The sequence below is a fragment of the Scytonema sp. UIC 10036 genome, from assembly GCF_009725235.1.
In genome coordinates this window covers 1-24,100 of sequence record NZ_WJFC01000141.1, presented here as the reverse complement: position 1 = coordinate 24,100, position 24,100 = coordinate 1, and the positions used below count along the sequence as shown (strand labels likewise).

Here is a 24,100-nt window from a genome sequence, read left to right as displayed (position 1 = left end):
TGATGAAAAATCAATGAGAATCAGGGGAATCTTAGAATTCCCCTGATTTTTTTAATATATAGGAGTTCTATTTAATTTTTGAAATATACGTAGTACTCTGCCGCATTAATTTTGAGGGGGTGAAACAATTTTTTCTCTCTCGTTCCCAGGTAGAACCTGGGAATGCAGTCTGCGAGGCTCTGCCTCGCCATACAGGAGGCGGAGCCTCGAGTATGGCATTCCCAGGCGGAGCCTGGGAACGAGGTGAGAGATCGTCAGAATTTATGTGGTGGGGTACTAGTTGCTAAAGGTAATCTAATGGTAAAAGTTGCTCCCAACCCTTCACCCAAACTTTCAGCACGAATTGTACCGCCATGCAACTCAATCAAATGCCTCACAATTGCCAATCCCAACCCCAGCCCACCAAAGTTTCGGGTTATTGTGCTATCTTCTTGACGAAAATATTCAAAAACATGAGGCAGAAATTCTGAACGAATACCTCTTCCTGTATCTTTCACTTGAATTTGAGCAAATCTCTCAATTTGTTCCAAACGTATCTCGATTTGTCCTCCTATGGGTGTAAATTTGATAGCATTGGAAAGGAGATTCCAAACGACTTGCTGTAGGCGGGATGCATCACCTAAAACTTCTTCTACATTAGATTGTAATAGGGTTTGAATTTGAATATTTTTTGCTTGGGCTGATAAATGTACGGCTTCCAAAGCGGCTTCAATTATAGTTGTTAAATTGACTAAAGCAACATTTAATAACATTTTTCCACGCAGAATGCGCGAAACATCAAGTAAGTCTTCAACCAGCCGAGCCTGTAACCGGGCATTACGCTCGATAGTTTCTAAAGCACGAGCGGTTGCTTGCTCGTCAAATTTGCGAGTTTGTAGTAGTTGCGTCCAACCTAAGATAGGATTGAGGGGCGATCGCAATTCGTGAGAAAGCACTGTTAAAAACTCATCTTTCATGCGGTTTGCTTCCTGCGCCTGCTGATAGAGATGGGCATTGTCAATCGCCAAAGCTGCCCGATACGCTAGCTCCTCTGCTAAAACAAGGTCTGAATTTTTGTAACGACGATCCGATTCGGGCGTCGTACACAGGGTCATAGCTCCCAATGTCCGACCTCGTGCAATAAATGGTACTATTATTAGGGAATGAATCTGACAATCCCTAAGAAATTGTAGGTGATCGGCACTGCTTGCGGCTGCTTGCATCCACTCTTGTGTAACTTCTGAAACGAGTTTCGCTTTCCCACTCTCAAGCACGCCTGCAATTGGATGAGTTGGCAAATCTTGAGATGGGACATAGCTTTGCACTCTATCGAACCAGGCTTGTTTGGTAGCATCGCAATGTTGCCATGCAATACGCTGAACCTTCCCACTAGCTGTGACAACATCCACAATGCAAAAGTCAGCGAAAATTGGTACCACAAGACGCGCAATATTCGCTAGCGTATTTTGGTAATCTAAAGAACTGACCAATACAGAACTAGCATCTGCCAGCAACCGTTGAGAAAATTCTGCACGCTTGCGTTCTGTAATATCAAGCATAAAGGCAACCCCTCGTTTAGTGTAGCCAGGAAGAAGCGCACAGCCCAGCAAAACGGGAATTGGGGAACCATCTTTACGGATATATTCTTTCTCAAAAGGAGGGCAAGACCCAGTTTCAAAAATTTGGGATACCATGGCATTATCCAAGGCTTGGTATTCAGATGGGGTAATATCCTGCCATCTCACTTGTTTGGATTGCAGTTCCTCGCGAGAGTAGCCTAGTAATTGTGCTGCAGCATTATTGCCATCTGTAAAGCAACCACTCGCTTCCCAAAAGAGAATACCAACCATATTGGACTCGACGACGCCCCGAAAGCGAGCTTCGCTCTCCCGCAGGGCTGTTACGGCACAGATGCGATCTGTAATATCTTGAGCAGTCCCTAAAATCTGATGAATTTGCCCGGATGCTGTTCGGCAAAAGACTGTATCTCTACTACTGAACCATCGCCACTCGCCATTAATATGCTGCATGCGGTACTCTAACTCACAGAAACTGCCTTGTGGTGAACTTTTCAATTGTTCAACATAACCAGGTATCCGAGCTAAATCATCGGGATGCATAGTTCGAGACATAAAGTCTCCTTCCATTGCCAGAATCGTTTCTGGAGAGTAACCTAGCAAATCAAGCGATCGCGCATTGACAAAAACATTCCGTTGCTCAATAACGTCATAAAGGTACATTAAGCCGGGACTCATGTTAGCAAGCTGTTGCATAAAATCTTGTCGAGTTTGCACTGCCTCATCTGCTTGTTTGCGTTCCGTAATGTCGATAGAGAAAATGGTGATTCCGTTAGGAAAAGGATAGACTCGGTTTTCCACCCAGCGTTGGCATATTGGGTGAAAGTGTTCAAAATGAACAGGCGTTTGTTCTGTTATTGCTTGGTTTAACTGAGTGTGAACTTCGGTGTTTGCGATATCGGGAAATAAGTCCCAAACATTCTTACCTAGGATTTCATCCTTTCCCAAGCCTATCAGTTCGGCTTGCCGTTTATTGATGTAAGTGCAACGCCAATCACAATCAAGCACCCAAAAGCCATCACTTATGCTTTCCAGGATGCCTTCCCAGTATTCATTTGTTGTGTGCTGTTGAGTACAAGCCATCGTTAAACCTTTTTCACCAAGCTTCTCCGTTCTATACTACACCGCGTAAAAAACGCTTTTGGGATATGAAATTGGAAAGTCAGTATAATAAAGGTAGGAGAAAAGAAATGCTGCAATTTATGCTACGAATAATTTTCCAGTGCGAATGTTTCTCCTATTAAACTTGTGTTCTGACTCTATTTTTCAATAAACAAGCAGCGTTGTGAACGAAGAAGAATTTACTCGGTGTATTCAAGTTATCCGTCAGCAGATAGAGGCGTTGCACGGATATATTGTGTGGTTGCCAGCACAGCAACAGCAACTCTTAGCGGAAACAATAGAGGAAATTGCCACCTCTATTGGGAACCTGCAGTTACTTCAAGAGGAAATGCAGGCAAGCTTAGAAACAATGGAGGTGATTCAGGAAGATCTGCTAGGGCAGAATGAGTATCTTGCAGAAGAACGTCAGCGCTATTACGAGCTGTTCCAGTTTGCTCCTGATGCCTATTTCCTCACAAATGCTCAAGGGATCATTCTAGAAGCTAACCGTGCTGCGGGAGCATTATTTAACTTGTTGCCCGACTTTCTGGTTGGCAAACCATTAGCCAATTACGTGCATGAAACAGAGCGTTCGGTCTTTCGGACTAGGGTAGACAATTTATTACAAGTATTCTCTTCTGTGCAAGAGTGGGAAATAACTATGTGTCCGCGTGGTAGTAAACCTTTTGACGCAGCACTGATGGTAACACCTGTCCGCAGCTCTTCCGGAACACTAGTTTTCCTACAACTAATTGTACGCGATGTGACTCAGTACAAGCAGCTAAATTTACAACAACAACCAGCCGTAGCGAGTCAGTTGCTACCAGAAGCAGAATCGGTTTCTCTCCCCCACACGCTTGATGGTGTGCAGGTACTCTTTGTGGATGATGAAGCCGATGCCCGCGAGTTTATCACCGCAGTACTGGAGCAACATGGGATATCTGTGACAGCAGTTGGCTCAGTGATTGAGGCGCTCGAAGTGTTGGAGCGATCGCGCCCCGATGTGTTACTCAGTGATATCAGGATGCCCAATGAAGATGGCTATGCTTTGATTAGGAAAGTACGGGCACTAGAAGCCCAGAAGGGTTGGCAAATTCCTGCTGGTGCCTTGACCGCTTATCTTGCAGAAGATCGAGCAAAAGCAGTAAAAGCAGGTTTTCAGTCCCACTTGCACAAACTGGCTGAGCCAAAGGAGTTAATTGCAATGGTTGCACAGCTTGTTGGGCGAGCTTAAAAGTTAGCACCTTTAGGTAGGAGAAATTTGATGAGCGGGAACGAGAAATCCGCAGCCGCAGACTGGCTTAAAAGCGGTGGTGAAATGGGCAAAGTGATTCGCTCCATGGATTGGTCAAAGACGCCGTTGGGTTCGATTGAATCTTGGCCGCAAAGTTTGCGAACGACGGTTAGTCTCTGTCTTGCCTCGAACTTCCCGATTAATATCGTTTGGGGACCAGGGCGGGTTCAGATTTATAATGATGGCTATTGGCCCATCTGTGGCGACAAGCACCCCCACTCCATGGGACAGGACTACAAAGAATGCTGGCTATCTGCCTGGGATGCGGTAGGAGAACCCTGTGAGCGTGCCACTGCTGGAGAAACTGCCTTCCTGGAAAACCAGCGGATGTTCCTCGATCGCAACGGCTACCTGGAAGAAACCTTCTTCACGTTCTCCCTCAGCCCCATCCGCGATGAAACGGGGGGTGTGGGTGGACTGTTTCACCCGGTTACAGAGATGACCCAGCAAACCCTGGCAGAACGGCGGCTCAAAGTGCTGCGCGATCTGGCGGAGCGCACCGCCGATGCGAAGACCATCGAAGAGGCTTGTCGCTTGAGCGCCGAAGCCCTTGCCGCTCATGAACTCGATCTGCCCTTCACGCTGTTCTATCGCCTCGCTCCAGATGGCAAACAGGCGGATTTAGTAGGCACGACTGGACTGAAGCCAGGAAGTGCGGCTTGCCCAACGGTCGTAGATTTAGAGGCATCGCCGGAACTTTGGGCACTTGCAGAAGTGGCGCAATGGTCTGGGGTTGTTCGGGGAGCGTCCGGTCAAACCCGACAGATCGATGACTTGGAACAACGGTTTGGCCCATTCGAGTGCAGCCCTTACCCAGAAACCCCTAAGTCTGCCATTGCCTTTGCTATCGCCCTGCCCGGTTTAACGCATCCTTGGGGTGTGTTTGTTGCCGGGGTGAGTCCCCGAAGAGCGTTGGATGAATTTTACCAAACGTTTTACACCTTGCTGGGTAAATCAGTGACAACGGCGATCTCCAACGCCCATGCCTACGAGGAAAAACGCAAACGGGCTGAAGCTCTAGCAGAACTAGACCGAGCCAAAACTACCTTCTTCAGCAACGTCAGCCACGAGTTTCGCACACCGCTAACCCTAATGCTAGGTCCTGTGGAAGATGCTTTAACCGATCGAGATAATCCCCTTTCACCGCCTCAACGGCAGCGCATTGAAGTGATGCAGCGCAATGGCTTGCGTCTGCTAAAGCTGGTCAATACCCTGCTCGATTTCTCGCGCATTGATAGCGATCGCTTTCAATGCGTTTACGATCCCACCGATCTAGCAACCTTTACGGCTGAACTTGCTAGTGTGTTTCGCTCCGCGATCGAGAAGGCAAATTTGCGCTTGGTGGTGGATTGTCCTCCCCTAGCTGAACCAATCTATGTCGAGCGCGAGATGTGGGAAAAGATTGTCCTTAATCTGCTCTCGAATGCTTTCAAGTTCACATTTACGGGTGAGATTACCGTTCGCCTGCATCAAGTCGGTCATCAAGTTGAGCTAGCGGTAAAAGACACTGGCATTGGCATTCCCTCTAAAGAAATCCCGCGTCTGTTTGAGCGGTTCCACCGAGTAAAAGGTGTACAGGGACGCACCTTTGAAGGTTCGGGGATTGGTTTGGCATTAGTGCAAGAATTGGTAAAACTGCACGGTGGCACTGTTCGGGTTAGCAGTGTTGAAGGAGAAGGCAGTTGCTTTAGAGTGTCAATTCCGACCGGATGTGCCCATCTTCCTCCCGAACGGATTGGGGCAACTCGTACCATGACCTCAACAGCAATAGGAGCGTCTCCCTACGTAGAGGAAGCATTACAGTGGCTAACCAAAGAGGCAGGGGAGCAGGGGAGAAAAGAGCTTTTAATTCCCCTCTGCCCCTCTGCCCCTCTGCCCCTCTGCCCAGTTCTGCTCGGATTCTGCTTGTCGATGACAATGCCGATATGCGCGACTATGTAAAGCGATTGTTGAGTACACGCTGGCAGGTGGAAACTGCTGTCAATGGTGCGATCGCCCTCGATTTGCTCCAACAACAACTCCCCGATCTGGTACTGACGGATGTCATGATGCCAGAGGTAGACGGGTTCCAACTGTTGAAGGCGTTGCGGGCTGACCCTGCAACCAAAAGTATTCCGATTATTCTACTATCAGCACGGGCTGGAGAAGAAGCAACTGTCGAAGGACTGGAAGCGGGAGCAGACGATTATTTGATTAAACCCTTCTCAGCCCGTGAATTGATAGCGCGGGTGGAGACGCAACTGCAAATGTCACGGTTGCGCTTTGAGCGCTCGGCAAACTGCTTGAAGGATGAGTTTTTAGCCATGGTTACCCATGAACTGAACGCCCCCCTAGCTGCAATTCTCACCTGGGCACGCTTGTTGCAGATGAAGCCGTTCGATCGCCCCGTGATGTTACGTGCTTTGGAGGCGATTGAGCGCAATGGTAACAACCTGGCAAAGCTGATTGAAGATTTATTGGATGTCTCCAGTATTTTGGCAGGCAAACACGGCTTGAATCCTCAGCCCGTTAATCTGGTTTCCATTATTGACGACGTGCTGGATAGTCTGTATCCAACAGCTGATGCCAAGGCGATCGACTTGACAGTACGCGAAGCGAACGCTCTGAGATATGGGAGTGCCGATGTTGGATTGGATTCGGACAGCCCAGTCTCCTCAGGAGTTAACTCCAAATTCAAAACCCAAAATTCAAAATTTACTGTCAAAGGAGAACCCAAACGCCTCCGACAAATCTTTGCCAATCTGCTCTCCAATGCCATCAAATTTACACCAGAGGGCGGAAAAATTGCAATTCAACTGTCACTAGTCAGCGCTCAGAGGTCAGTCGCTAGTGGTCAAGAGGAACAACAAACAACAAACAACGGACAACTGACACCGGACAAGTTTGCTCAAATCCAAATCAAAGACACCGGCTGCGGAATAGGTGCGGATTTTCTCCCCTATGTCTTCGAGCGCTTCCGTCAGGCTGAGGTACCAAGCCGTCATTCACCGGGGGATGTGGGAAATGGACTGGCGATCGCTCATCATCTGGTCGAACTGCATGGAGGTAGAATTGAAGTAGCGAGTGAGGGGGAAGGGTGTGGCGCAACATTTACTGTCAAGCTGCCGTTGTTAAAATAATTCATTCCTCATTATAGAGTAGCTAAATAACGGAGTAAACCGGAGTCAAACACCATCATTTCTTCACTTTCTAGGCTCACTCCGTAGTCGCTTCCAGTAGCAAGCGGATCGTAGACCCAACCACTTGGAGCGTAGTTCGGTAGGAACCATTAGGCAGTCTACCCAAGCCTAGTACAATGAAAGTGAGAGGTTGCAGATTCTCGTTCTAGTTTCATTGCACACCTAAAACATTACTGTTCTAGGCTTTCTCTCGTGCAGAGTTAGCCTGATACTTTGTACCTGTCCTAAACACGAGATTAGTTCTGTGTCGCAATATTGCTTTTAGCGCTATGTTACGTGCAGCGTTCAATCCAGAATGAGCAATGTAGCCATTAACCGTCCCCACGAAGTTAGCCCCTTTTTCATAAGACTGGAAATCAAACAAGGTCTTCGGGAATTCGTTGCTACGCCAGACCGGATTACCCCAAGGGTCAAATCTCGATGTATTACGAGGGTTAACCCTTGTTGTGAGGATGCCGTAGTCTTGGTAAGCTATTCGACTTACTTGTCGGTACACCGACGATTTTAACCAGTAAGCTCGTTTCTGGTTTGAACGACGGGAATATTTGCCACGAATCGGTTTGAGGTTGCCCAAATGTTCAAATGCAATAACTGAACAACCCCAAGTTTTTGCCAACTCAACAATTTGTCTGGCGTAGGCTCTACCCAACTCAACCTCCCGGTTGTGCAAGTTTTCCCACATCTTTGATGCAAAACCTTTGTGGATAGTACCCGTCTGCTGCATCTTTTTGGCTATCCTTCCTAGTTGTCGCTTCCTACGCTTAGTGTGGCTTGTTTGTTTGATGAAGTGACGTGTGACCTCAAACACCTCGCCCTTAGCGTTGACCTCTAGGACAGAACATATAGCAATATGACGATCTAAATCCATGTCTACACCCAAGACTCTCAAAGAGTCTTGAGCCATAATTGTTTTAATTCCTCCCGTTGCTGGAATATACTTTTGTAGCGGAAAAACGATGTATGCCGCATTTCCTTTTACTACTACTAATGGAGAACCTTTTACCCACTCGGCATCTACTAGGGGTGCAAGGTATTGGAATTTAACCCACTTCCACTGACCATTAACTAGTATTTTGAGTATGATAGACTGCCCATCGTCCTCTTTCCATACCCCAGCATCAAAGCTAGGAGAGAAGTTGAAAGAACGAGGCTGTAGTGGCGGTCTATGATGTTTTTGCTGATTGGGACGATTCAACCACTTCTGGTAGTTGCTATTCCAGGACTGCCAAGCACCAATAGCTTTTCTGATAGCAGCACGACGAAATTGCACAGGAAATCCGTTAAAGGGGAATGGATATACAGTCTTCGACCCTATCGTTAACTTTTCATAATATCTCCATCCCCCATCTTCCGCAACAGGTATGTTGACACCTGACGGATGAGTGTTAACTAGTGCGAAGTAAAAATGTACAACCTCGTTAAAAGCTGCCTTGGTTTCATTTAAATCAAACCCATTCCGCTCAAGTTTACATTTAACGCTTTTAGTTGCAATCCTGAAACCTTTCTTTTTCTTCAGCATTAGTTATCACCTCCCTTCTTGCTGTCTGCTATCTTATTAGTATATCTGCACCTAATAAATCATGCAACCAAAAAAAGGAAAAAAGAGAATAAAAAACCAACCCGTTTTTTATGATGAAATGAAGGAGAGACATATGATAGTCGTTACTCCTACAGTATGGAAAAAGCTACAAGCTTTGGCAATTGACTCAGACCTTAGTGTTAGTGAGTGCTTGGAGCGTATTGTCAGAGATATAGACTCTGATTGACTCCATTTGACTCCACGATTCTCTTATCTAGTAGTACGACATCTCCAAAAATTAATTATGCGCTAATTACACGCTATGCAACAACCTCAAAGAGAAAAAGTTACGCTAGAGGATATTGTAATCAATAAGGAGTTGTCCGGCCAAACTCCTCGTAGAGCAAACTTACTCTCAGAAAATCAGGCGTTGCATACGTTAGCACGGCAATTGGTGAATCAGCCGGAAATAATACCCCAAATTGCGGTTGACATTGCGCTAGAGTTATGCGACTGCGGAACAGCAGGAGTCAGCTTACTCGAAGTATTACCTAATGGTGAAGAAATCTTTCGCTGCAATGTGTTAGCAGGAGCGTTAGAACAGTTCGTCAGTGGCACTACACCCCGTGACTTTAGCCCTTGTGGAGTTTGCTTGGAGCGCGGTGCTCCCGTACTTTTTTCCCATCCCGAACGGTATTTCACCTATTTTCAGGAAGTGAAAACCCCAGTTATCGAAGGCTTGGTGTTACCTCTGATTGCAGACGATCGTGCGTTTGGCACCATCTGGATTTTATCGCACGATGAGCATCGTCACTTTGACACTGAAGATGTGCGGCTGATGACGAGTTTGGCAGACTTTACTACTGCCGCCCTACTTCTCAATCAGCGACAAACCGACCAATTACTGGTGAAGAATACGCAACTAGAGGCGCTTGTTGTCGAACGCAAACGGGCAGAAGCAGCCTTGCGCGAATCGGAAGAACGCTTGCGGGTGATGATTGAGAATCTGCCAGGTGGAGCGGCGTTTATCGTTGACCGCAATCTGCGCTATCTGCTTGCTGAAGGCGAAGCTCTCTATACCGCAGGATTCAAACCCGAAGATTTAGTCGGCAAAACCATTTTCGACGCGCTTGCGCCCGAGTTAGCTGCTGAGTATGAGGAAATATACCGCTCCGCTCTGGCAGGCAAGTCATTCGCACGCGAACACAACGCGCACGATCGCTCTTACATATCGCGAGGAACGCCGCTTCGTTCTCCAAACGGCGAAGTTTATGCCGTGCTTGCGGTTTCCTATGACATTACCGATCGCAAGCAGGCGGAAGAACAATTACGCCGCGCTGCCGAAATCGATGCTTTCCGGGTCGCTTTGTCGGATGCGTTGCGATCGCTCCAATGCGCCAATGAAATTCAATCGGTTGCCAGCCGTGTTCTCGGAGAACATTTGCAGGTTGACCGCGTCTACTATTCTGAAGTCGAGCCAGACAATGAACACATCGTTAATCCGCACGATTACTATACCAATGGAAAGGTGGCAAGTATCGCCGGACGTTATCAGATTAGAGATTACGGCACATTCGTCTTCCGCGAAATTCAAGCGAATCGCACCGTTATAGTCGCAGACACGCAAACTATATCGGAAGATTCCGAAGCCGAACGCGCCGGATATAGCGCCATTTCCGTCCGTGCTTTCATCGCTTACCCACTCGTCAAAGCAGGTAGGCTCGTAGCGTTGTTGGGAGTGACGCAATCAACTCCGCGCATATGGACTGACCAAGAAGTTGAGTTAGTCAGAGAGACCGCCGAGCGCACTTGGGCAGCAGTGGAACGTGCCCGCGCCGAAGCAGCCTTGCGCGAGAGCGAAGACCAGTTCCGTAGATTCGTTACCGCCAGCTCGGACACGATCTACAAAATGAGCGCGGATTGGAGCGAGATATACAGCCTGGTTGGCAAAGAGTTCATTGCCAGCACCGAAATTCCAAGCCGCACATGGCTTCAAGAATATATTCCCGAAGAAGACCAGCCAGGAGTGTGGGCTGCCATCCAAGAAGCCATTCGCACCAAGAGCACGTTTGAGTTGGAACACCGGGTCATTCGACTGGAGGGCACGATCGGCTGGACGTTCTCGCGCGCCATCCCGGTGCTGAATGCTCGGGGTGAAGTTATTGAATGGTTCGGAGCGGCGAGCGATGTAACCGATCGCAAACTTGCCGAAGCGAATCGGATTCAACTCATTCAAGAACAAGCCGCTCGCGAAGAGGAGCGCCAACGAGCCGAGGCACTGGCAGAACTCGACCGCACGAAGACTGTGTTCTTCAGCAACGTTAGCCACGAGTTCCGCACCCCTCTGACGCTGATACTTGCACCCCTCCAAGATGCCTTGAGCGATCTCGTCAATCCCCTTGCTCCCCCTCAACGGGAACGACTAGAACTGGCACATCGCAATGGTTTGCGCCTGCTGAAACTGGTTAATATCCTGCTCGACTTCTCCCGCATTGAAGCTGGTCGTATGGGAGCGGTATACGAAGCGACAGATTTGGCACTGTTGACAAATGAGCTAGCCTCTGTATTTCGTTCCGCTATTGAGCGAGCGGGGCTACGGCTCACAGTCGATTGTCCACCGTTGCCAGAACCAGTGTATGTAGACCAGCAAATGTGGGAAAAAATTGTCCTCAATTTGCTCTCCAACGCCTTTAAGTTTACTCTAGAAGGCGAAATTGCCGTCAGGCTGTATATTGCCGATCGCCATTATGTAACGTTACAGGTAGAAGATACAGGCACTGGAATTGAGCCTGAAGAACTACCCCATTTGTTTGAGCGATTTTACCAAGTGCCCAAAGCAAAAGGAAGAACTCATGAAGGATCTGGTATTGGTCTTGCTTTGGTGCAGGAATTAATCAAAATGCATGGTGGAACTGTAGACGTCAGCAGCACCGTGGGAATGGGAAGCTGCTTTACCGTCACAATTCCATTAGGCACAGCCCACCTGCCAAGTGAGCGCATTCAAGCCACACGCACCCTGACATCAACGGTATTAGGCGCTGCACCCTATGTTCGGGAAGCAGAGCGATGGATACCCCAAGAAGGGAATGGGGAGAAATTTACACCCACTCCCTACTCCCTACTCCCTACTCCCCAAGTCCTCCTAGTTGATGACAACGCCGATATGCGCGATTATTTGAAGCGGATATTAAGCGAATATGTTAAAGTGGAGGCGGTTGCTAATGGGGCAGCTGCACTGGCTGCTGTTACTGAAACAGTACCCGATCTGATTGTTTCTGATGTGATGATGCCACAGATGGACGGCTTTGAGTTGCTCAAAGCATTGCGGGCTGACCAACGCACAAGAGAGGTTCCCATCATCCTGCTGTCAGCCCGTGCTGGAGTTGAGTCGGCGATCGAAGGACTCCAAGCCTTGGCTGACGACTACCTCATTAAACCCTTCTCTGCTCGGGAACTTGTTACCCGTGTTTTAGCCCATCTCCAGATGGCACAGTTACGCTCTCAAGCACTCCGCCAGGAAAAAATAATCAGCCGCAGGAAAGATAAGTTCCTAGCAGAAGTTTCTCATGAACTGAATACTCCCCTGGTCGCCATTCTCGGTTGGACGAGGTTACTTCGTAGCAGCCCGCCCAATCAATCCATGCTCTGTAAATCCTTAGAGACGATTGAGCGCAATGCCACCCTGCAAGCCAAACTCATATCAGACTTGCTGGATATTTCACGAATTACCGCAGGCAAACTACATCTCAATCTCCAGCCTGTCGAACTGCAATCGGCGATTAAAACGGCGATCGCCACAGTGCGTCAATCTCTAGAAACCAAAGACATTAAGCTAAATAATCTGCTTGTTCTAAGACCAATAATAATTCAAGGCGATCCAGACCGTTTGCAGCAGATTGTCTTGAATTTACTGACCAATGCCGTAAAGTTTACGCCTATTGGAGGAAGAATTGAGGTTCGTCTTGATGTTACTGAAACTCAGGCTCAGATCGTAGTGAGTGATACTGGTTGCGGAATAGCTGTCGAGTTTCTGCCTTATGTCTTTGACAGTTTTCGTCAAGCAGAAAGTTCCAACTCTACTAAAGGGCTAGGGCTAGGTTTGGCGATCGCCCGTCATCTAGTAGAACTCCACAATGGCATCATCTCTGCCGAAAGTCCTGGAGTTGGGCAGGGGGCAACTTTTACCATCCACCTACCACTCGTTAGTGTTAGTATTTAAGAAAGATTTAATAAAAGTCAATATAATTTACTTTTAAGAGAAAGCCACAACAGGTGCCTTAAATCTAAGATTATCATGACTACATCAGATGTTAACCCAGATATGACAGCTTTGTTGGACTACCTCAAGCAAAACTGTGGTTGCGATCTGACAGGCAACAAAAGTAGTTCTTTGACGCGTCGGTTTCAACGCCGGATGCAGCAGTTAAACATTGAGAACTATAAAGACTACTTGCAATATATACAGGAACATCCCTCTGAATGCACTCCTCTACTTGATACCATCTTTATCAACTTCTCTGGCTTTTTTCGCGATCCCAATGCTTGGGATTATTTAGCTAACAAAATTATTCCCCAAATCATAGCCAACAAGCAGCCCGATGAAAGAATCCGAGTTTGGAGTGCTGGCTGTGCTTCTGGGCAGGAAGTTTATACACTGGTCATGTTGCTAGTTGAAGCACTTGGCAGCGAGCAATATTTGCAGCGAGTGCAAATTTTTGCTACAGATATAGATGAAGATGCCATAGCGCAGGCAAGGCGAGGCAGTTATAGCCATCTTGAGATAGCAGGGATTTCGAGTGAAGCTTTGTCCAAATACTTTGAGCAAACGGAGCAGGGCTATGTTTTTCGCTCGAAACTGCGCCGCCCGATCGTATTTGGTCGCCATGACTTGGCTGTGAATGCGCCCATGTCAAAGATTGACCTGCTTGTGTGCCGCAATGTCCTAATCTATCTTAAACGCGAGACTCAAGCAAGTATTTTTGTTCGCTTTCATTTTGCCTTGACTGATGAGGGCTTTCTTTTCTTGGGCAAAGCAGAAAGTTTGACCAACGAGCGACAAATCTTCACCCCTGTTAGTCTCAAGCATAGTATTTTTGCCAAAGGGCAGAATCTCACTTTGAAAGATTACTTGCTCATCAAACCTCGGATTCGCAACAAGGCAGAAGTTGACCCTCTAACTACTCAGATCCTTATCTGGCAAGCAGCTTTCCTTGCGAGTCCATTTGCCCAGGTAGCAGTGGCTCGCAACAGTCGTTTGCTTGTGGCGAACCAACAGGCATACGCCTTGTTTGGTTTGAAGAACGTCGATTTAGGTGCGCGACTGCAAGATTTAGAAATAGGGCGACTTGTCAATTCAATTGCTTTTATGAGGCAGCTAGATAGCTCGCGCCATCCGATAAGCCTGAAAAATGTACAGTGGGTCAGTGAACTGGACACAACTTATCTAGACATTCACATCACACCCATATTATATCCGAGTGGTAAGCTACTAGGCGCAAACCTCACTTTTATTGACGTTACAGAGTGCATATCCCTTGCAGATGACGTTGAACGTTTGAACTCAAATCTAGCAAAGGTGACTGTAGAGCTACAAGAGACTAAAAAGATATTATACAATACTATTGCGGAACTAGAATCTACTCAAAAGGAGCTAGAAAGCTTAAACCAGGAGATTGAATTCAGAAGCCACGGATGAGGAGCAGTTCATGCAGTATTTGTGTCGTTAATTTGTGGGCGAAAACCTCATTTGATAAGGCTTTTATCTTTATGCTTTGAGACATAAATTTTGCCTCTTGAAATTATCCCCTCAAAACCCTCAGAGTCAACAGCCTAGTACTTCGGCAAGGAAACGAAAGCTGGGTAAAACAACGTTCAGACTCATCTTCTTTTCCTCTGGCTTAGCGCTCTTTGCGACGCCAGGTGCTTCAACGGGGGGAACCCCCCTAACTCCTATCGGAGACGCTTCGCGAACGGGTTCACCAGTCCCCTGCGGAGGGAAACCCTCCTTCAGGGCTGGATTCACCGCAACGCACTGGCTCCAAAATGCGGTTTTTCGATCGCCCAGCTTTCGTTGGCTTGACAGACTACTAGGCGGAGCTTCCTGTATGGCGAGGCAGAGCCTCTAGTAATGCATTCCCAGGCGGAGCCTGGGAACGAGAGCAGTCCCCAGTCCTCAGTCCTCAGTCCTCAGTCCTCAGTCCTCAGTCCTCAGTTCCCAGTCCCCCTATTTATTGGCAGAGAGTAATTCTATCCAAAATCGGCTACCCCGATCTATGTCGGACTCAATGCCAACTCGTCCTCCCATGCGTTCTATACCTTTACGCACGATCGCGAGTCCAATACCAGTACCGGGATACACCTCAACACCGTGCAATCTTTCAAAAACTCGAAAAATGCGTTCTTGATGTTCTGGTGCAATGCCGATCCCGTTATCTTCTATCCACAGGCGTACCCATCGATCGCATTCTTCTGCCCATACCCTGACTGTGGGTTGTCTGTTAGGAGGTACAAATTTAATGCCATTGGAAATTAAATTAACGATGACTTGAATTACGGTAGTGCGATGACCTACAACTAATGGCAGTGGTTGTTCTACTATGACTTGAGCTTGTCGCTCTTGAATCTCTGCTTCTAGTTGAGTTAATATTTCTGTCAGAATAAATGACAAGTTGAGTGTAGCGAGTTGTAGATCGGTACGGCTGAGACGACTGTAAGCGAGTAAGTCTCTAATGAGTTCGTCCATTCTTTTGGTAGAAGCCATAATGCGATCGATATAATCGAGACCATTGGCATCTAAAATATCGGTATAATCTTCTGAAAGCGCTTCGGAAAAGCCTTGCACGCTTCGCAAAGGAGCGCGTAAATCGTGTGCAACGGAATAGGCAAATGCTTCAAGTTCTGAATTAGCTTCTTGTAACTGTAGCGTGCGTTGTGCAACACGTTCCTCTAGTTCTGAGGTATAACGTTGCAACTGCTCTCGCAGATTGGCTTGTCGCAGGGCGATCGCTAGCTGTCTGGAAACTTGAGAAGCAATTTCTTGACGCTCTGGATTTAATTCCGTAGATTGACTCAAAATCAGGGCGAGTTCTCCAACGAGCGCTCCTTCAACGAGCAAAGGTATTCTAAAACAGGTGTCGTTCTCTTCTAAAAGGGGGCTTAACAATTGCTGCGAACCATGTCCTGTTGCTGCAATATACTCTGTATATTGAGTAATATCTTGTTGTAAAACTTCATTGAGAATTAAGTTGTCAATTGGTATTGTAACTTTTTGTTGAGAAGGGAAATCCTCAACACCGCTTCCTGGTATTATCCAGGCTTCGCTATTTTCAAAATTGTAGACCATAATGAGCGATCGCTTGCAAGGTACTAAACGCTGCATCCGCACGAGAGCCTCTCGAACGATGTCTCCGGAAGATTTGGCTTCTAAAATGGCTCGGTCAATTTCATATAAACCTGCCAATTGTTCGCTAGAACGGCGAAGTGCTTCTTCTACTTGCTTGCGTTCGGTGATATCAAATCGAATAGCAAGATATTGTTCGATGATTCCATTATTCAGAAATGGAACAATTGTAGTCGCTACCCAATAAAATGTTCCATCTTTAGCTTTATTTTTAATTTCTCCATGCCAAACTTGACCTTTGGTAATAGTTGACCAAAGGTTTTGAAAAAATTCTTTAGGATGGTATCCAGAATTGATGAGACGATGATTTTGTCCGATAAGTTCTTCTCTGGAGTACTGGGAAATTTCGCAGAATTTATCATTTATATACGTAATATTTCCTTGGCGATCCGTTGCCGCTAAAATAGCAGCCTCATCTAAAGCAAACTTGATGTCAGATAAGTGTTTGAGAGAAGTTTTCAGTTTTTCCTCTGCTTGTTTGCGAGCACTCATATCTCGGGTCACGTTGACATAACCCCGCAACTTTCCCGCATCATCTTGTAATGCTGTTATGACAATATTTGCCCAGAATAGCGAGCCATCTTTCCGTTTTCTTAAACCCTCTTCTTCATACCAACCTTCCGTTTTAGCAATCTGCAATTCTTGTTGGGGTTTTTGGCGTTCGATATCTTCTGGTGTATGGAAAATGGAGAAATGTTTGCCCAAAATTTCTCCTGCTTGATATCCTTTGATGCTTTCTGCTCCTGGGTTCCAACTTGCGATCGCTCCGTTGGGGTCTAACATGAAAATTGCATAATCCTTTACGCCTTCAATCAGTAGCCGATTGTGTTCCTCACTTTCCTTTAAAGAGAGCGCAGTGAATTCAGCTCGTTGTTTTGCAACTTTCAACTGCTCGTTCAACCAACTAATAAGCACCCCCTCTCCTAAGAAGATGCAGACACGAACTACCTCACTCAATCCAGCAACTTTCCAGGAAGAAGTCGGCACAACAAAAAAATACGTACCAAAAATCGCACTGAAGACAGTCGCTAGCAAACCCGGTCCGAGACCCCCATACCAAGAACTTAAAGTCACTGCCAAAATTAGAACGATAAGGGGCGCATTATCTCCAAGAAGTGGCGTAGAGACCAACGAAAGGCTAATGCAAGTAAGCTGGCTAATACAGCTACACCATAGTCTAATAGTAATTTTCTCCTAGCTTTTGGCATTTTTTCTAGTTCTTGTAGCAGAGGAAGACGGATGCTGCTTCATTTTAAATGACATATTCACTGAAGTTAAGAAAAATTGACTTTTTGATTTTCGTGATTTGGAGGTGTTATTATTTGATTGACCAATCAATCAATTGTAGTTATGCCTCCACGTGTCGAACAAGACTTTGAGGATCGGCGACAGCAAATCATTGATGGTGCTTTGCAAGTCTTTTCCCATAAAGGTTTTGAGAAAGCGACCAATAAAGATATTGCGGCTGCAGCAGGAATTGGCTCGCCCGGTTTGATATACCACTACTTTAAGGATAAAGCTGACTTATTTCGCCAAGTGGTGGAACAACGTCTACCAGTGCTGCAATTGTTGATTCACAACGAGGAAGAGATGATGAGCAAACCTCCTGAGGTTGTGCTAAGCATCTTTGCTAGAGCGTTTCTCACTGTCTTGAATAATCCAACATCTATGGCAATGATGAAACTCCTATTTTCAGAAGCGTTTCGCCATCCTGCGATTGCTGAGATGCTCAACAAAATAGGACCGAGTCGTTCCATCTCTTTTTTGACGCGCTATTTGGAAAAGCAAATGGCTGCGGGGGTTTTCAAACCAATGGACTCAGCCGCCGCCGCCCGTTGTTTTGTTGGTTCATTTCTTGCCTACATGATTACACGTGAGGTTTTTCTACAGCCTGATGCTCGGCAAATTAGCTTGGATACTATGGTAAAAACTGCGGTTGAGGTTTTTTTGCAAGGTATGCTTGCAACTGCTGAAACACAGCAACCTACAGCGCGAAGTTTACCAAACTTGAACGGAAGCTACAGCACGCATTTTCAAGGATAAATTTTTTACAGCTATTTTCAGGTAAATGAACTACATCTTTTTTATCTCACGCAAAGGCGCAAAGGCGCAAAGGCGCAAAAGAATTAAGAGTGTGGTCTAAATAAGTGAAAACTGCTGTGAAATCCAAAATCCACTCATCCAAAATGGTAGGGGTTTTTATGACACAAACACCAACGGAACCTATCCATGATGCTCGAGACACTAACAGTAGCCCTGTGGAGGATGGAGCACAAATTTCGCAACCGCAACCTTCCCCGCAAAAGCCACGGCGACATATCCCCAAACCAGTCTTGATATTGGGAGCGATCGCCCTCATAGCAGGAGCAGGATACAGTGTTTATCGAGCTTTTATTTATCAACCAGAACCTGAAGGGCTATTTTTAAGCGGGCGTATAGAGGGTTATGAAACAGATGTATCAGCAAAAATAGGGGGTCGGATTGCTAGTGTAGCCTTCAGAGAAGGAGATTTTGTTAAGCCCGGTCAATTGTTAGTGCAAATAGATGATTCAGAACTGCGTGCTCAATTTCAAAGTGCAGCTGCTCGAGTGCGTGGAGCACAAGAACGGTTAGAACGTACCCGCCAACAGCTACCAGTCTTGTCAGCCCAACTCCAACAAGCCAACCTGACGACACAACAAGCACAACAAGAAAGTCAAGGTCGAGTTCAACAAGCAGAAAATGCACTCGCTGCGGCGCGATCGCAACTTGTAGAAGCCCAAGCTAATTTAGAATTATCACGGGTAAAACAAAAACGAACCAATTACTTATATTCCCAAGGAGCAGTTTCAGCCCAGAGAAAAGATGAAGACGATGCGACTCTCAACGTAAGCCAAGCCAGAGTTGCCACAGCAATACAACAAGTACAGTCAGCGCAAGGAACCCTCACCCAAGCCCAAGCAACACTTCGCAACACACCGATCCGAGCAGCAGCGGCATTACAAATAGAAAAACAAATTGTCCAAGCCCGTACAGACATAGCCGTAGCCCAACAAGAAGTCAAAGACGCCCAAGCCGCACAAGCGCAAGTTCAAGCAAACTTAAACTACTTAAAAATCAATAGCCCCCTAGCAGGTAGCATCATCACCCGTTCAGTAGAAGCAGGAGAAGTTGTAGCAGCAGGCGCACCACTACTCACAATAGTCAACTTAGATAACCTTTACCTGCGTGGCTTTATTCCTGAAGGAGAACTAGGAAAAGTCAAAATAGGTCAGCCCAGCCTAGTCTACTTAGATACATACCCCAACCAACCCCTAAAAGCAACAGTCACCCGAATAGATCCCAAAGCCAGCTTCACACCAGAAAATATCTACTTCAAAAAAGACAGAGTCACACAAGTCTTTGGAGTAGAACTCACCCTAAAAAATCCCCAAGGACTGGCAAAACCAGGAATGCCAGCCGATGGGAGGATTTTGGAGAGACAAGGGGGACGTGGGGGACATGAAGAACAAGGTGGATAAAAAAGAATTTGCTACCTTGTCTCCCTTGTCTCCCCCCTCTTCCCTCCGCGTCCTCTGCGCCTCTGCGGTTCAATAGTTATGAAAACAATAGATCGCACTCAACAAACCAACACCGCCGTCATCACCATTCGAGATTTACAACACCGCTACAGCAAGCAAACAGAAGCCGTAGCAAGTATAAATTTAGACATTTATCCCGGCGAAATATTTGGACTCATAGGACCCGATGGAGCAGGAAAAACCACCACATTCCAGATTCTCTCCGGAGTCATGGAACAAACAAGCGGCATTGTTAAAGTGTTAGGTTCTAAACCTTGGGATGTGCGCTTGCAAATGGGATATCTCACCCAACGCTTTAGTCTTTACCAAGACATGAGCATTTGGGAAAATTTACGTTATGCAGCAGGTTTGCGCGAAGTCAGCGAAACAGCTTTAAAAACCCGCAGCGATCGCTACCTCAAATTACTAGACTTAGCCCAGTTTAAAAACCGTCTCGCCGGACGCCTTTCAGGAGGGATGAAGCAAAAACTTGCATTGTGCTGTGCGCTCATTCACCAACCAAAAATTTTGTTGTTAGATGAACCAACAACAGGTGTAGATCCGGTATCGAGACGCGAGTTCTGGGACATTTTGGCAGAACTTGCAGTGACGGAAGGGGTGACCACGGTAGTAGCCACGCCCTACCTGGATGAGGCAGAGCGCTGTTCGCGGATTGCTTTAATATATGAAGGTAAAATTCAACAATGCGACACACCTGCTCGCGTAAAAGCAAGCCTGGGTATGCAACGGTTAGAAGTTTATCTATCTGTAAGCCAGCTAGATTTAGTAGCAGACATTCTGAACAGAAACGTTGATTTGCAGGACTTGGTTTCCGATGTGCAGCGCTTTGGCGATCGCCTAGATGTCCTCACAGCGCAACCTAGGGAAACAAGACAGAGAATCGAGCATATTTTAGAGCAAGAACAAATTCCAGTTGAAAATTATGCTATAGATACCCCAACTCTTGAGAATACGTTTGTTGCTCGGTTGAGAGAACAGAAAGGAGCCAGTTCTGTTAGCAACTACCCTCGATTCCATCAGCAAAAATCTACTGGGACAGCCATTGGAGCGCAGAACCTTCATAAAAAGTTTGGGAGTTTTCACGCAGTTAATAATATTAATTTAGACATTAAATACGGTGAAGTTTTTGGTCTTTTAGGAGCAAATGGTGCAGGAAAAACAACGACTATTAAAATGCTTTGTGGTTTACTGGTTGCTAGTTCTGGAAAAGTAACACTGGCAGGAGAAACAGGTCAATTACGCAGTGCTGTAGTGCGGCAAAAAATTGGTTATATGTCGCAAAAGTTTACCCTTTATGATGACTTGACAATTGGACAAAACTTAGAGTTTTATTGCGGTGTTTATGGTGTACCGCGCCGCTATCGACGAGCCAAGAAAAATTGGGTACTCCAAATGAGCGATTTAACAGGTCAAGAGGATAGGTTGACTCGCGATTTACCGGGTGGTTGGAAGCAGAGAGTTGCTTTTGGTGCAGCAGTGATGCACGAACCAAAAGTGTTGTTTCTGGATGAGCCTACTTCTGGTGTTGACCCCTTGGCGAGAAGAGAATTTTGGCGTTGGATTAACCAGTTTGCGAGTGAAGGGATGGCGATATTAGTCACCACTCATTATTTAGAAGAAGCAGAACAGTGCCACCGTTTGGGGTTTATGGTAGCGGGAGAACTTGTAGCACAAGGAACTCCACGTCAAGTTAAACAGGAGCAACCGGGACAATTGGTGGAATGGGAGTGCAAACCGTTGCAAAAAGCATCGGATTTGCTAAAGCAAAACTTAGAGCGCTGGCGCGTGTCTATTTTTGGTTCGCGTTTGCATACCGTCCTGGAAGAACCGAGCACTCAGATTCCCCAAGTTGAGAACTGGTTGCAAGAAGCTGGGATAAACGTGCAAAGCCACAAAGAAATTGAGTTTTCTTTAGAAGACGTGTTTATTAGTGTGGTTAATCGTTAGTTGTTAGTTGTTAGTTGTTAGTTGTGAAGAGCAACCACTAACCACTAACCACTAACCACCAACCACTAACCACTAACCACCAACCACCAACCATTAACAACTAACAACTAACCACTAACCACTAACAATGAAACGAATCTTTGCTCAAACTATAAAAGAATTATCGCAGTTGGGACGCGATCGCCTAACTTTGTCTCTGGCTCTTTTGTTGCCTTTGATGCTGCTGCTGTTGTTTGGGTTTGCGGTATCGCTGGAGGTGAATAAGATTAATTTTGCGATTCAGGATTTGGATAGAACTCCTGATAGTCGGGAGTATATTGCGACTTTTGAGCGCACAAACAAGTTTAATATAGTTGCTTCTAGTCCCCAGGTGAATGTACCTCGGTTGTTGGATGGGGGTAAGGTTGCTGCAGGTTTGATTGTTCCTCCAAAGTTTGCTCGCGATTTGCAGCGAAAAGGGGGTGGGGCTGAGGTACAAATTTTAGTAGATGGGACTGATGCTAATACGGCTAATATTGTTAGGGGTTATACCAAAGCTACGACTAATGCTTTTATGGAAAATCTCCGGGGAGGTCAATCTCCTGCGGTGAATCTTCAGTTTCGCTTGTGGTATAATCCAGGTTTGGAAACATTGAGGTATGTTGGTCCTGGGGCGATCGCAATTACTGTGACTCTGTTTCCTCCGTTACTTGCTGCTTTGGCAGTAGCAAAAGAGTACGAACAGGGGACGATCCTGCAAGTTTACGCTTCGAGCTTAACAGGTACGGAATATTTACTCGGGAAAGCTGCAGCATTCTGGCTGGTTGGTATGGCGGAGGTGCTGTTGGTGAATGTGGAAGCATGGCTGTTCTTTGGATTGCGGTTTGTAGGCAATCCCACACCTATGATTTTCAGTTCCATGCTTTATATTGCGGGCGGTGTTTTTTGGGGGATTTTTGTAGGGAGTCAGACAAAAGTTCAAAGTGCTGCTATTCAAGCAGTTGCTTTTACTGCCTTTTTACTCTCACTTCAGTTATCTGGGTTTATTTATCCCATATCAAATATTCCTGCTGGCATTCGCTGGATTTCTAACATTATTCCGGCTCGGTATTACATTGAGTTAAGTCGCGATGCTTATGCGCGTGGTGTGGGTTGGTTGGGTGTTTGGTTTCAGGTTTTGGCTTTGTTTGGGCTGGCTAGTTTGTTCTTCTTTTTAGCTTGGCGTAAGTTGCAGAGGATGAGATTTTAGAGATTTTGGATTTTGGATTTTGGATTTTGGATTTTTGATTTTAGATTTTGGATTTTGGATTGTTTAGGACTTTAGAAGATGAATGAGAAGGAATTTAAGCAGAGGACTTTTCAAATAGCATTAAAAGCTATTCAATTAGTAGAAACATTACCTCAAAACCGAACAAGCGAAGTTATTGGAAAACAACTCATTCGCTCGGCAACATCAGTAGGAGCTAACTATCGTTCAGCTTGTCGCGGAAAATCCACAGCCGATGTTATTCATAAGCTCAGTATAGTGGAAGAGGAAGCGGATGAAACTATTTATTGGTTGGAGCTAATAGTTGAGTCTGGCTTACTACCATTAGAGAAAGTGACAAAGTTGAAGTCTGAAATTAATGAGATATTAGCGATGACTGTCGCTTCTATTAAAACATTGCGTCTAAAAAGTCAGACTCACACCTCTAAGTCCAAAATCTAAAAAACCCCAAAATGCTAACAATCCAAAATCCAAAATCCAAAATCCAAAATCGAATAATCCAAAATCCAAAATCCAAAATCCAAAATCGAATAATCCAAAATCCAAAACTAATTAGGTTTCTTCAAAGGTGGTGTTGCGGGAGCAGGTGCAGCAGTTTGATTGTTGTTATCGTTAACGATATAAATGGATTCTACCTGACGACCCTGCTTGGGTGTCGCAACAAATCGCCCTTCGTCAATCAAATAAGTTACCGTCTCAGCTTTAATACTATTGCGTCCCTCTTGCAGTACATAGACATTACCACTGAGAATAATTTGACGTTCCCGAGTAAAGTATTGTGCTTGTGCTGCGGTTGCTTGAATACCTCGGGCTGGGTAAACGAGTTCTACATCACCGCGAACAGTTGCCACTTGTGTTTTCGAGTTATATTCTTGGACTTTACCACGGATGTAGAGAGGACGGTTTTGCTGTGCAGAAGTTTGAGGCGTTTGTGCGGTAGCTGTTTGTACTTGGCTGGGTAATGCGATCGCACCTGTGAGTGCAGCACTAAGCAGTAAAGCTAATCCAGAATAGCGCATTTTAATTTGGGGCAATCGGTAATGGGGTTTCATATAAGTTGGCAATTACGAACTCGCCTGTTATTTTAATTCTTGCAAGTACTTCTCCCAGAGATACAATACACAATTTGAACTACCCCTTGGATCGCTACTAGCTAAAGTTTTAGACGCTTTCTTGACTCTTTAGGTTTCATTACAAAATTTTACAATTAGAGAATGGTCTTAAAAAAGCTGATAAGATTTTAAACTTGAAATTTTGGCTCTACGTTCTGTACGGGCACAAGGCATTGTGCCCCTACCC

The 24,100-nt window shown here is 46.0% G+C and carries 14 protein-coding genes; 10 read left to right on the top strand and 4 right to left on the bottom strand.

Translation table 11 applies throughout. The features are described from left to right. Window positions 1-254: 254 nt before the first annotated feature. Window positions 255-2,639, bottom strand: a complete 2,385-nt coding sequence (locus F7734_RS42160; RefSeq protein ID WP_155750350.1) for a PAS domain S-box protein — start codon at window positions 2,637-2,639, stop codon at window positions 255-257. 202 nt (window positions 2,640-2,841) lie between these two features. On the opposite strand from F7734_RS42160, the gene F7734_RS42155 reads away from it, so the two are divergent. From F7734_RS42155 to F7734_RS64380, 3 genes are read left to right on the top strand one after another with little or no spacing between them, the layout of a single operon-like run. Then, entirely contained in the window at window positions 2,842-3,891 is a 1,050-nt protein-coding gene (locus tag F7734_RS42155) for a response regulator (protein WP_347566372.1), read from the top strand. A 30-nt stretch (window positions 3,892-3,921) separates the two neighbouring features. Next, the gene (locus F7734_RS64385) at window positions 3,922-5,892 is read left to right on the top strand and encodes a GAF domain-containing sensor histidine kinase (protein WP_243147371.1); all 1,971 of its coding nucleotides are present in this window, start codon (window positions 3,922-3,924) and stop codon (window positions 5,890-5,892) included. Beyond that, a complete protein-coding gene (locus F7734_RS64380) occupies window positions 5,877-7,070 on the top strand; it encodes a hybrid sensor histidine kinase/response regulator (RefSeq protein ID WP_243147370.1) in 1,194 nt (397 codons plus the stop codon). The genes F7734_RS64385 and F7734_RS64380 overlap by 16 nt, the downstream gene beginning before the upstream one ends. 238 nt (window positions 7,071-7,308) lie before the next feature. On the opposite strand, the gene F7734_RS42145 is transcribed toward F7734_RS64380, so the two are convergent. Next, complete coding sequence (locus F7734_RS42145; protein WP_155744658.1) at window positions 7,309-8,649, bottom strand: hypothetical protein; 1,341 nt, start codon at window positions 8,647-8,649, stop codon at window positions 7,309-7,311. 322 nt (window positions 8,650-8,971) lie between these two features. Here F7734_RS42145 and F7734_RS42135 point away from each other — a divergent pair, with 322 nt between their 5' ends. Then, window positions 8,972-12,868, top strand: coding sequence for an ATP-binding protein (locus F7734_RS42135; protein ID WP_155750349.1), 3,897 nt, complete (start codon window positions 8,972-8,974; stop codon window positions 12,866-12,868). A 75-nt stretch (window positions 12,869-12,943) separates the two neighbouring features. Continuing rightward, window positions 12,944-14,344, top strand: a complete 1,401-nt coding sequence (locus F7734_RS42130; RefSeq protein ID WP_155750348.1) for a CheR family methyltransferase — start codon at window positions 12,944-12,946, stop codon at window positions 14,342-14,344. A 528-nt stretch (window positions 14,345-14,872) separates the two neighbouring features. On the opposite strand, the gene F7734_RS66420 is transcribed toward F7734_RS42130, so the two are convergent. Further along, on the bottom strand, window positions 14,873-17,191 hold the full coding sequence (locus F7734_RS66420; protein ID WP_347566373.1) for a PAS domain S-box protein: 2,319 nt from the start codon (window positions 17,189-17,191) through the stop codon (window positions 14,873-14,875). Between the two features lie 207 nt (window positions 17,192-17,398). Between F7734_RS66420 and F7734_RS42120 the strand changes: the two genes are divergently transcribed. The 5 genes from F7734_RS42120 (at window position 17,399) to F7734_RS42100 (ending at window position 23,242) form a co-directional block, all read left to right on the top strand. Further along, on the top strand, window positions 17,399-18,091 hold the full coding sequence (locus tag F7734_RS42120) for a TetR/AcrR family transcriptional regulator (protein WP_155750346.1): 693 nt from the start codon (window positions 17,399-17,401) through the stop codon (window positions 18,089-18,091). A 158-nt stretch (window positions 18,092-18,249) separates the two neighbouring features. After that, window positions 18,250-19,548, top strand: coding sequence for an HlyD family efflux transporter periplasmic adaptor subunit (locus tag F7734_RS42115; RefSeq protein WP_155750345.1), 1,299 nt, complete (start codon window positions 18,250-18,252; stop codon window positions 19,546-19,548). Window positions 19,549-19,626: 78 nt separating this feature from the next. After that, window positions 19,627-21,555 carry an ATP-binding cassette domain-containing protein gene (locus F7734_RS42110; protein ID WP_155750344.1) on the top strand — a complete coding sequence of 643 codons (1,929 nt, stop codon included), beginning with the start codon at window positions 19,627-19,629 and terminating at the stop codon, window positions 21,553-21,555. Between the two features lie 127 nt (window positions 21,556-21,682). After that, window positions 21,683-22,783 (top strand): ABC transporter permease, encoded by a 1,101-nt coding sequence (locus F7734_RS42105; protein ID WP_155750343.1) that lies wholly within the window; start codon window positions 21,683-21,685, stop codon window positions 22,781-22,783. A gap of 78 nt (window positions 22,784-22,861) precedes the next feature. After that, window positions 22,862-23,242, top strand: a complete 381-nt coding sequence (locus tag F7734_RS42100) for a four helix bundle protein (protein ID WP_155750342.1) — start codon at window positions 22,862-22,864, stop codon at window positions 23,240-23,242. 107 nt (window positions 23,243-23,349) lie between these two features. Here the strand turns inward: F7734_RS42100 and F7734_RS42095 are convergent, their stop codons facing one another. Further along, a complete protein-coding gene (locus F7734_RS42095; protein ID WP_155750341.1) occupies window positions 23,350-23,853 on the bottom strand; it encodes an LptA/OstA family protein in 504 nt (167 codons plus the stop codon). Window positions 23,854-24,100 lie beyond the last annotated feature (247 nt).

Bases quoted from the DNA above. Each gene is read 5' to 3' on its own strand.
- F7734_RS42160 (WP_155750350.1), bottom strand. From the start codon at position 2,639: ATGGCTTGTACTCAACAGCACACAACAAATGAATACTGGGAAGGCATC.
- F7734_RS64385 (WP_243147371.1), top strand. From the start codon at position 3,922: ATGAGCGGGAACGAGAAATCCGCAGCCGCAGACTGGCTTAAAAGCGGT.
- F7734_RS64380 (WP_243147370.1), top strand. From the start codon at position 5,877: ATGCGCGACTATGTAAAGCGATTGTTGAGTACACGCTGGCAGGTGGAA.
- F7734_RS42145 (WP_155744658.1), bottom strand. From the start codon at position 8,649: ATGCTGAAGAAAAAGAAAGGTTTCAGGATTGCAACTAAAAGCGTTAAA.
- F7734_RS42135 (WP_155750349.1), top strand. From the start codon at position 8,972: ATGCAACAACCTCAAAGAGAAAAAGTTACGCTAGAGGATATTGTAATC.
- F7734_RS42130 (WP_155750348.1), top strand. From the start codon at position 12,944: ATGACTACATCAGATGTTAACCCAGATATGACAGCTTTGTTGGACTAC.
- F7734_RS42120 (WP_155750346.1), top strand. From the start codon at position 17,399: ATGCCTCCACGTGTCGAACAAGACTTTGAGGATCGGCGACAGCAAATC.
- F7734_RS42115 (WP_155750345.1), top strand. From the start codon at position 18,250: ATGACACAAACACCAACGGAACCTATCCATGATGCTCGAGACACTAAC.
- F7734_RS42110 (WP_155750344.1), top strand. From the start codon at position 19,627: ATGAAAACAATAGATCGCACTCAACAAACCAACACCGCCGTCATCACC.
- F7734_RS42105 (WP_155750343.1), top strand. From the start codon at position 21,683: ATGAAACGAATCTTTGCTCAAACTATAAAAGAATTATCGCAGTTGGGA.
- F7734_RS42100 (WP_155750342.1), top strand. From the start codon at position 22,862: ATGAATGAGAAGGAATTTAAGCAGAGGACTTTTCAAATAGCATTAAAA.
- F7734_RS42095 (WP_155750341.1), bottom strand. From the start codon at position 23,853: ATGAAACCCCATTACCGATTGCCCCAAATTAAAATGCGCTATTCTGGA.